Raw genomic sequence first — 6,694 nt, 5'->3', positions numbered from 1 at the left:
CGGGTATGGAACTGACGGGCAATCTCAAGGCGTTCGATGTTGTTGCCGACTTCAAGCCCGATACCCTGAATGATGCTGTGCGCGGTGTTCTCAATCGTCAGTACGCCATTGCGTTCAATCAGCGCCAAGCCTTGCTCTCGAATCAGCTGCGCGATGTTTTCCACCGGCGACTCTGCGTTGATCTGAAACTCCGGTACGGCTTTCAACGCGGAGACCAGACTCTCTACCCGCAGACCAAACGGCGCGGCCAGGCGGCGCAGTAATTTGTCCGTCGGCTGGTCGTAAAGCGCATCCATGGTGATGCGGGAGTCAATCATGTTGGCGCTGACGGAGCGGCCAGTAATGGTGACAGAGCGGCTGCCTGAATCGGTGGCAGACTCAGCCTGGTCAATTTGTCCTTTCAGGATGAGCTGGCGGCCGAGATAGAAGCTCATCGGAAGAGGCTGGCTGATGGTCATCACTGGCACCTTGCAGCGGAAGGTGTGCGCGAGCTGCTCGAGAGAGTAGCTGAGCTCAGCCGAGTAAAAAGCGGTCTGCGCGCCATTGATGTGCATCGTAAGCTGGGTCATTTCGGGTTCCTCACGGCAATGTCACCACGCAGAAACAATGGATGCTGCAACGCATTCATCGCGGTAACGATCGGCTCTGCCGTGTACTGGTCGTGCGCGATGGTCAGGGCTGGTTTGATGCGTGGCTGCTCAATTACGCGGTGCGCCGCAGTACCCTTGATGACTTTGTCATGCTGCGTCTGAATGCCGCCTTTCAACGCTGTCAATGCATCGAAGATGTCCAGGCTCTCAACCGTTGAGACGCTTGTCGTTTCACGCACGCGCGCATCAATGCCGTCAAGCAGCGCCACGAGGTCGCTTTGAATGATGGCTGGCTGTTTGCTCACGGCGGTGATGTCAAACTGGTCCTGCTTCTCCAGACGGATGACATCTTTGCTGACCTTCACGGCTCCGGTCACCATCTGGATGTTGTGATGAGAGGTGACTGCATCCTCTTTTACCTGACCCAACATCAGTTGCTGCGCAGTGCGTGCGTTATCGACCGCCTCACTGTCGGAGTCAGGCTCAGACTGAACGCCCTCGGCAACGCGATCAACGGCGGTGCTCAGCAGTGTGGCGAACTTATCCGGCGCACTGCTGATGCTGCTGATGGCACCAAACGCTTCGTTGATGGCTGAGTTGATGCTTTGCAGCTTGTCATCAGCGAGGTTCAGGCGGTGGGTGATGTCCACCAACACGTTGAGTGACTGAGTGAAATCGTTCTGTGTCTGGTTGATGTCGGCCACGCTGAGGCTTTTCACATCACGGGCGAACGACTGCGCTGAGACACTTTCCACTGCGCTGGCCTGTTGCTTCACCCGGACGGTCGCTGACGTGTTGATGGTTGGCTGCGTGCCGGCACGGACAAAGCTCAGGCTGAGTGTGACCACGCCGCGCTTGGTGCTGATGCTTTGCGAGAAGGTGTCGAATACCAGCGTCAGTTCGCCCAGCCACGGGTGCTCCAGCTCTCCGGCCGGGGAGGATTCAAGATTAGCAATGAACGCGTTAGCATCGGCCAGCGAGTCGGCGCCGACAAAGACGACATCGAGTTTGATGGTGCGGAATTTACTGCCCATCACACGGATGTTGGGCAGCTCGGCGTAGGGAATTTCGCTGACGTGCAGGCGCTGGCCACCATCAATGGCCGTCGCCAGGATGTTGAGCTGATGCCCGTTCCATCGCCCGCGCTCGTACTGTCGTTCCCACATGAAAGCTCTCACTTCATCTCAAACAAATCAAAGAAGGCAGCAGGCTGGAAAAATGATGGCGGGGAGGGGCGCTCAGGCCTAATTCGGACTCACCCCTCCCTCCGCACCAAAATTCAGCACTGCAATTTTGCGCAATCAGAGACGCAAAATAATTAGGTAGGGTTATTGCACCACAGCCCTGATGGGAACTGAACTCAGGGCTATTTTAGATTGGGGATTTAGAGAAGTGCCGGGATCGCAAACGTGCGTTTTTGATCGTTTTGAAGATCTTGTTAGAAGCTCAATTCGTGAACTCGTTATGTATTGCCATTCTCAGTATCTGAGTCAGTTCTTGAAAAGCAAGGTCTACACTTTCTGCGGTACGTTGATCAATTAGGTGATATTCAAATGGTAACTCTTGAGACATTTTATCCGCATAGAATTGTGCGAGCTCCATACGCCAAGGATATGAGTTGTAGGGCGGAGTATATACATGGAAAAGAATTACTTTATTGTATGACTTGTATTTATCGAGAAGCCAATATTTGCCAACATTGGTGTCCGGATGAGTTTGTTTCACTTCAATTTCCAAAGCAATAACAACTTTTCCATCTGTTAGTAATCCATCTGCACGAAATCCATTTGTTGGAAATCCAGGTATAGCGGTGTAGCCATTTGTGAATTGAAGATTATCGTTGGAAAACAATTTCATCCATGCAGCAAGTAAAGACTCATATTCAAACCATGGCGATTTCATCATTCAATTCTCCTAAAACTCTAAGCATAATCAATAAGTCTTGGCTACAAACATATTTACTTCCACCTCACCCAAACATCTCCATCTGATCCACATCTCCTTTGCACAGCTCAGGTTGCAGTTCTGGGTCTGGTTTGGCGCCAGTCGGTTCAATAATGCGGTTAACCGTGGTCAGCGTGGTAAACGCGCGGCCGCAGTTTAGGTTCAGACATTGGCAATAGGCTTCGCGCGTTTCGTTACTCATCGCTTTGGACGTTGCAATACGTGCTTTGCTTCCGCAAATAGGGCAGGTGATTAACATGGGGTCTCCTCACGCTAACGGCCAGTCGTCTTCCAGTTCTGGGAAGAACGACAGGTCCGGTTGTTGATACTCTTCGGTTTCAGGTTGGGCTAACACTTCATCCCAACCTTCAAAATTCATCCACGACAAATCATCGGCAGGCGCTCGGCTGAATTCGACCAGCTGGGCCGGGCGTTTTTCGCCGTACTCGTCCACCTCCGCAGGGCGGATTTGGATACTTCGTTCATCATCGATGCGAATTGAACTGCCTTTTCTGAGTGCGGCCAGTGCCGCTTCATCAATATTTGGCGGTTTATTCGCCTTTCTTCGTTCTGGTGCTAACAACCTGGTGAGCTGATCGCTGACCTGATCCTCGCGGGGCTCCGTACAGTTATTGACAGAACTCCGAGAGGCGGCGGGGCCGCCAATGACGGTCGCTGCGCTCCCTTGGGCGATCGCTTCCACATCATCGTTAACCTTGGATTTCTGTTTAATCGTCCAGACTCTGAGGCGTGTTTTGATGAACACGCCGGATGCGTCAAAGCCATCCAACTTGCGAACGGTTTCACCGTGCGGAGAGGCAAACGGCAGCTCTTCATAAACGTTGGTGATCAGCAGGTCAGCGCGTTTCACGAACGGGCCGCCCTGGCCCATGATGTAATCACGCCACTGGCCACGGTCGGCGGCTTTCATCACTTCCGTGACGGTGCCGTTTTCGTGTTCCAGATCGGCCTCATAAACCTGCGTGAGCAGCACAAATAGGTACTTGCTGTCGAACTTCTTATGGCGACGAATCAGCTCTGCCGGAATAGGCGGGCCGATCAGCTTGCGGCCTTCGCGGATGTCCAACTCTTCATAAATGGTCAGCAGCTCTTCATAGTTCAGTTGAGTGAGGTACTGGTTAAAGCTGGCTTTGTCGTTGTTGGCAAATCGGCGCAACTCGCGGTAAGTCGTGACCGGAGCGCCACCAAAAAATTGAAACTGGCGGATACCCCAGCGGCTTTTCCATGCGTTCACATTCTTGGCCATGTCTTTCACGGGCTTGCCTGTTTCGTCGGACATCTCATCATCCATGGCAAAGCCGTCGATGTTCTTGGAAATGTATTTAGCGATGTAGCCGGTTGCCGTGCCTTTGGCCGGATCGATGTAACCAAAGTCGCAGCGCGGTTTGTAATTCAGTGGCCCGTGAAAGGCCTGCTTTTTCTCGGCGCGTTTCGGGTTGCGGTCGAACTGCGGATACAGCTCTTCTTTGTCTTCCTCGACGGCGTAGGAAATGAACACGTCACGCACCTGCGCGACATCTTCCGGCTTCACCCAAATGAGCAAATGCCAGTGCGGTGTGCCATCGTGATGCGGCTCGGCCACACGAACACCAAACCAGCGAATTTCTTCACGGCCCAGCTTGGCGCGAATGCGCTGCCACACATTGTTAAGGTAGGCTTGCGTATCGCGCGGGCTGGCACCGTTCCAGTGGTCGATAAAGCCGCCTTTCTTGTAGCTGTTGTGGTACTTGGACGGCGAAGTGAGTGTGAGAAACAAACCTTGCAGCTCAAGCTCATTGCCGATGTCTTCGCAGCCACGGCAGCGCACCATCAGCTCATGACGGCGGATAGCCGGATTCGACAAGCTCTTTTTCGCCATATCCCACAAGTCGGCTTCTTCGCCCGTAATCTCATCGATCAGCTGGCACTGCCTGATGTATTCATAGTTGGCTTTCTGCTGCTCCTGATGCTCACGGACACAATCCCAAGAGGCATAAGGCGAGGCTTTGTAACTCACTTGCCCCATGGCGATCGCCAGGTGCTCGCGCATGATTTTGCGAATGTGTACCAATCGGCAGCGCCACCATTTTTCATCGAGCATTCTTGAGATGTCGTTCAGAGCCGTCAGTTCGGTTTGCTTCTTGCGCTTGCGGGGCGCTTTGATGCCGAACTCATTCACGAAAACCGCCAGCTTGTGGTAGGTGTTCACCACGGCAATCTCGCCGATTTTCGATTCAGAGGCTTTGACCTCGCGCTTCGCCAGATCCGCTTTCACTTCTTTGATGGCAGAAGCCGCAAAGCGTTGGTGACGGGCAGAGGCGATTTGCGACAACTTGAACGCCATGTCTCTGAGTTCGTCGGGTTCAAGTTCGGCAACGCTGCGGTTCTTCTCTGGCTTGGTATGTTTTTCGGCTTGGTCGAAATCAAAAGAGAGCTGAGGGCGCTGAAAGTCTTCAGGCAGGCTGTGCTCTGTAAAGTACACGGAGGCGAATGCGTTATCGCCGCTTTCGAATTCTTTAGAGAACATCGCCACTTTTTGCGTGGTGGGTAGTTTGCTGTATTTTTCCAAGACCTTTTGCGCGCGTTCTGTTGCTGGTGCCATGCGTTCACGCAGGTAAATGTTGGCCTCTTTACGGCCGAGTTTTTCGAACACGCTGATGTAGCGTGTGACGAAGTATTTGGTCAGGTAATCGGGCAAGTCTTGGATGCGCGATTGCGCCCAGGCAAAGTCATCGGGGTTGGCTTCAAATAGCTTGCGCTCAAGTACACTCAGGCTTTCTGGCTGAATTACTTCATTGAATCGGCGATCACCAAAGCAGCCCGCTTCAACTTCCGTTAAAGGGGCTTGCCATGGGAAATCATACAGCTCGATTTCTGCGGGTTCGGTGAGGGTGTCCATGCTGCTTTAAGAGCGCTTATGCCGCGGCATAATGACCGACAGAAATGATATGACTCAGTCCTTGAGGAATATCGAAACGGTTGCCTTTATCCCAGATGAACCAAGCGTATTCGCACGAGTCTGAGCTGCCACCGACAAAACGTGGACGAGGAACAATGATCGGGCATTTAGGTGGAAAGCCAATTTCAAACCAGAAAGGCAAACGCTTCTTAGAGCCCAAGTAGTTGACGCGTTGCAGATACGCCATTGTCCCGTCAGGTGCCAGTTCACTCAGGCTTTTACGAATGAACTCTTCCGTCAGTGAGAATGGTGGATTAGTAATGATCACGTCTTGGGTGCCAAAGTCGGTAGTCAGGTAATCAATACCTTGTTCAATTTCGGCGAATGACTTCTGGCTTTCAGGCAGACCAATCTTGTCGAAGATCGCCCCGGTGCCATAGCAAGGTTCCAAAAACTTATCAGTAGGGCGCAGCGTTAGCTTGCCCAGAAGTGCATCCACAACTTCTGCTGGGGTTGGATACAACTCGCGAGGCTGGACGTTGCCGTTGGTTGAACTCATGCTTCTTCCCCCTTCTCCAACTCATCGCGGCGCGCAGCGATGCGCTCAATCAGGTCATCTTCGATGTCCAGCAGGTCTTTCAGGGCTTGTTTGCTATCGAGCAGCACAATGCTGTGGGCGTGGTCGGTTGTGGTGGCGGAGAAGATCACCACGTTCAGCATCTTCATGCTTGAGGAATATTCGATACGCACGCTCATCACATCGGCGCTGTCGATGGCCAGCTCATACAAGCTGGTGATAGTGGCGAGAATCGCGCGTTCAAACGCGGCTTTGGTTACTGGGTCATTCATCATCTTTGCTCCTACGCTGAGACGAAAAAGGCCCCCATTCCGAGAGGAATACCACGGGGGCAAAGGTTGGCTAGGTTAATGGGTGTTGCTGAACTGGTAGTGCTTGAGGCGGCGAACATCGCCGACCTTGCTGTCGAACGTGACCGTCAGGTTTTTCAGGTACTGCATTCCGGTGCGGATTTTTTGCAGTTCCAGATCATCGAACGATTCGAATTCTCGGTTGTAATCGCGAGCGGGCAGGCCGCCTGCGATCAACACCAAACCACGGCTTTTCTCTGGCAGCTCGTTGAACATCTTCTTCAACTGGCAGCGAGTGGCGGCACCGTTAAACAGCGATTTGCACGCGGCGATGCTCTCTTGCGCTGGCGGCGTGTGTTGGGTGTGTGCGTTTCTGGCTAACTGATTCATCTTG

Annotated in this window: 7 protein-coding genes and 1 pseudogene; all 8 read right to left on the bottom strand. The window is 52.9% G+C overall.

All coding sequences use genetic code 11. From position 1 onward, the window contains the following. Window positions 1–569 (bottom strand): annotated as a pseudogene (locus JIG40_RS10345) (phage tail protein); the annotation flags it as partial. Further along, window positions 566–1,756, bottom strand: coding sequence for a DNA circularization N-terminal domain-containing protein (locus JIG40_RS10340; RefSeq protein WP_199465316.1), 1,191 nt, complete (start codon window positions 1,754–1,756; stop codon window positions 566–568). The gene JIG40_RS10340 and the pseudogene JIG40_RS10345, both read right to left, overlap by 4 nt. A 280-nt stretch (window positions 1,757–2,036) precedes the next feature. After that, window positions 2,037–2,495, bottom strand: a complete 459-nt coding sequence (locus JIG40_RS10335) for a hypothetical protein (protein WP_047463008.1) — start codon at window positions 2,493–2,495, stop codon at window positions 2,037–2,039. A gap of 64 nt (window positions 2,496–2,559) precedes the next feature. After that, a complete protein-coding gene (locus JIG40_RS10330) occupies window positions 2,560–2,793 on the bottom strand; it encodes an ogr/Delta-like zinc finger family protein (RefSeq protein WP_044362463.1) in 234 nt (77 codons plus the stop codon). A 9-nt stretch (window positions 2,794–2,802) separates the two neighbouring features. After that, a complete protein-coding gene (locus JIG40_RS10325) occupies window positions 2,803–5,433 on the bottom strand; it encodes a replication endonuclease (RefSeq protein ID WP_199465315.1) in 2,631 nt (876 codons plus the stop codon). Window positions 5,434–5,449: 16 nt separating this feature from the next. Beyond that, window positions 5,450–5,992, bottom strand: a complete 543-nt coding sequence (locus JIG40_RS10320) for a DNA methyltransferase (RefSeq protein WP_199465314.1) — start codon at window positions 5,990–5,992, stop codon at window positions 5,450–5,452. After that, complete coding sequence (locus JIG40_RS10315) at window positions 5,989–6,285, bottom strand: hypothetical protein (RefSeq protein ID WP_044362472.1); 297 nt, start codon at window positions 6,283–6,285, stop codon at window positions 5,989–5,991. Before JIG40_RS10315 ends, JIG40_RS10320 begins: the two co-directional genes overlap by 4 nt. 72 nt (window positions 6,286–6,357) lie before the next feature. Further along, window positions 6,358–6,690 carry a hypothetical protein gene (locus JIG40_RS10310; protein ID WP_004726788.1) on the bottom strand — a complete coding sequence of 111 codons (333 nt, stop codon included), beginning with the start codon at window positions 6,688–6,690 and terminating at the stop codon, window positions 6,358–6,360. Between the last annotated feature and the right edge of the window lie 4 nt (window positions 6,691–6,694).

Origin of the sequence: Vibrio sp. bablab_jr001 (genome assembly GCF_016464285.1) — a bacterium.
Lineage (GTDB): Bacteria > Pseudomonadota > Gammaproteobacteria > Enterobacterales > Vibrionaceae > Vibrio > Vibrio fluvialis.
The sequence above is the reverse complement of the archived record's forward strand: the minus strand, read 5'-3'. Positions and strand labels throughout refer to the sequence as shown.

Coding starts and splice junctions, on each gene's coding strand:
- JIG40_RS10340 (WP_199465316.1), bottom strand. CDS start 1,756: ATGTGGGAACGACAGTACGAGCGCGGGCGATGGAACGGGCATCAGCTC.
- JIG40_RS10335 (WP_047463008.1), bottom strand. CDS start 2,495: ATGATGAAATCGCCATGGTTTGAATATGAGTCTTTACTTGCTGCATGG.
- JIG40_RS10330 (WP_044362463.1), bottom strand. CDS start 2,793: ATGTTAATCACCTGCCCTATTTGCGGAAGCAAAGCACGTATTGCAACG.
- JIG40_RS10325 (WP_199465315.1), bottom strand. CDS start 5,433: ATGGACACCCTCACCGAACCCGCAGAAATCGAGCTGTATGATTTCCCA.
- JIG40_RS10320 (WP_199465314.1), bottom strand. CDS start 5,992: ATGAGTTCAACCAACGGCAACGTCCAGCCTCGCGAGTTGTATCCAACC.
- JIG40_RS10315 (WP_044362472.1), bottom strand. CDS start 6,285: ATGATGAATGACCCAGTAACCAAAGCCGCGTTTGAACGCGCGATTCTC.
- JIG40_RS10310 (WP_004726788.1), bottom strand. CDS start 6,690: ATGAATCAGTTAGCCAGAAACGCACACACCCAACACACGCCGCCAGCG.